This window comes from Acidobacteriota bacterium (assembly GCA_040752915.1).
GTDB lineage: Bacteria > Acidobacteriota > UBA4820 > UBA4820 > DSQY01 > JBFLVU01.
In genome coordinates, this window is the sequence record JBFMHB010000083.1 from 1 (window position 1) to 2,203 (window position 2,203).

Consider the following 2,203-nt stretch of genomic DNA (forward strand, 5'->3'; position numbering starts at 1 on the left):
ATGCCGAACCTGGAGGCGTTGTGTGCACGCTCCGTGCACTCCAGGATGCGGTCCGCGCACCCCCCCGTGACGGCTCCGGCGTGGGTGTCCGTGGCCACGGGCGTGAATCCGGGACGCCACGGGTGCTTCGACTTCAACCGGCCCGACGGAGCCCTGGGCCGCCTCCGGCCCCTGCAGACGTGGGACATCGGCGAGAAGACTTTCTACGAGGTTCTCGAGGAGCGCGGGAGAGGCGTGGTCCTCATCAACCTGCCCTGCACCTATCCCCCCCTCACGAAACACGTGACGCTCACCTCCCTCCTCACCCAGGGGGACAACGCCGTCTTCCCAGAGTCCCTCAAGGAGAAGCACCCGCTCCTGCGCGACTACCGGATCTTTCCCGACGCGGGCTTGCGGGCGCGCGGCGAGTCCGAGGCCTACCTGAGGGACATCCGCCACGTGGAGACCCACCGCTTCGACGCCATACGATGCCTCTGGGACGAGCCGTGGGACGTCTTCTTCGCGGTCCTCTCGGGAACGGACTGGGTGAGCCACGAGGCCTTCCCGGATCTGGTGGAGGGGCGCTTCGAGCGGTGTCCCCAGGCGGCCGGGATGTTCGAGGACGCGGACCGGGTCCTCGGATGGGTGGCCGAGCGGCTGGCCCCGGGCGACCACCTCCTCCTGGTTTCGGACCACGGCTTCACGACGGCCCAGGGCATCTTCTACCTCAACGAGTGGCTCCAGGAGCGGGGCTTCCTGGAGCCCGACTACGCCCGCCCGGCTTTCCCCGTGAGCCACCGCATGGAGGAGGCGGCGCAGAAGGCCATGGGGTCCGGCGCGCCGCGCCTTCCGGCCCCGATTCTTCGAGCAGTCCACCGAAACGCCGGCGCCCGCTTCGCCGCCAAGGTCTTCCGCAAGCTCGGCGGAACGTGGCCCCTCTTCTTCCGGCCCGATGCGGGACGCAGCCGGGCTTCCACGCTCACGGCCGAGTGCCACGGCATCACCGTCCATGAGGAGGCCGTCTTTCCAGACGGCTCCGTCCCTCCCGCCCGGCTCTCGGAGACCCTCCACGCCTTGGAGGAGGCCCTCGCCGGACTGAGGGACCCCGACGGCGGGCCCGTCTTCGCCGACGTCAAACGGCGGGAAGAGGTTTACTCGGGGCCCCGCACCCGGGAGGCGGCCCACCTCCTGCTGGGCCCCGACCGGTGGGGCGTTTCCGCCGCCATCAAGGCCCTCCAGAACATCCCCTTCATTCCCCACCGGACGGGCATCCACTCCTCCGAGGGGATCTTCCTCGGCTTCGGCCCCGCCTTCGCCTCGGGCCGCCTTGCCGGCGCCCCGGTCTCGGTACTGGACGTGGCGCCCCTGATCTTCCACTGCATGGGGGAAGCCCTCCCCGAAGGCCTCGACGGAGTCCTTCTCCCGGCCCTCCTCGACCCCGGCCATTTCGCCGTCCACCCGCCCGCCTTCGCACCCGTCACCCCGCCCGACCGCACCCGCGCCGACCTCGACGCCGAAGCCGTCCAGGAGCGCCTCCGCGGATTGGGGTATATGGGGTAGAAAGGCGGAAGGCGGAAGGCGAAAGGCGAAGGGTAGGAAGAGACAGAAATCTGGGGACGACGACAAAGAGCCGGGGGGAGGCTTGGGCATGGGGAAGTCGAAGACAGAATTGGAAGAGAGAACAAAGCGTTTTGCATTAGACGCGATGAGATTTGTGGCAGGGCTTCCAAGAGGTCGAGTGCCTGATTCGCTAGGGTACCAGCTCTTGAAGAGTACCACTTCTATCGGGGCCAACTATCGAGAAGCTCAACGTGGAGAGTCGAAGGCCGACTTCATCCACAAAGTAGCCATTGCAGAAAAGGAAGCTTCGGAGACGTGTTTCTGGCTCGAGTTGTGCCGAGAAGGCAAGGTCGGCTGTGAGAGTGAATCTGCCGCCCTATTGAAGGAAGCAGAACAACTCCTGGCTATCCTGGCCACGATTTGTAAGCGGGCGAAAGGTTCGCAGGCCCTTTCGTGAAGGCCATCTTCGGCCAACCGAAGGTTGGCCATGGTTTTTGTTGATGGTTAAACTTCCGCCTTCCCCCTTCCGCCTTCCCCCTTCGGCCAACCGAAGGTTGGCCATGGTTTTTGTTGATGGTTAAACTTCCGCCTTCCCCCTTCCGCCTTCCCCCTTCGGCCAACCGAAGGTTGGCCATGGTTTTTGTTGATGGTTAAACTTCCGCCT

The 2,203-nt window shown here is 65.6% G+C and carries 2 protein-coding genes; both read left to right on the top strand.

All coding sequences use genetic code 11. The features are described 5' to 3' along the window. A partial coding sequence (locus AB1824_11955; GenBank protein MEW5765677.1) for an alkaline phosphatase family protein occupies positions 1–1,539 on the top strand: 1,539 nt, incomplete at its 5' end. Positions 1,540–1,627: 88 nt separating this feature from the next. Further along, positions 1,628–1,996, top strand: a complete 369-nt coding sequence (locus tag AB1824_11960; protein ID MEW5765678.1) for a four helix bundle protein — start codon at positions 1,628–1,630, stop codon at positions 1,994–1,996. Positions 1,997–2,203: the final 207 nt, after the last annotated feature.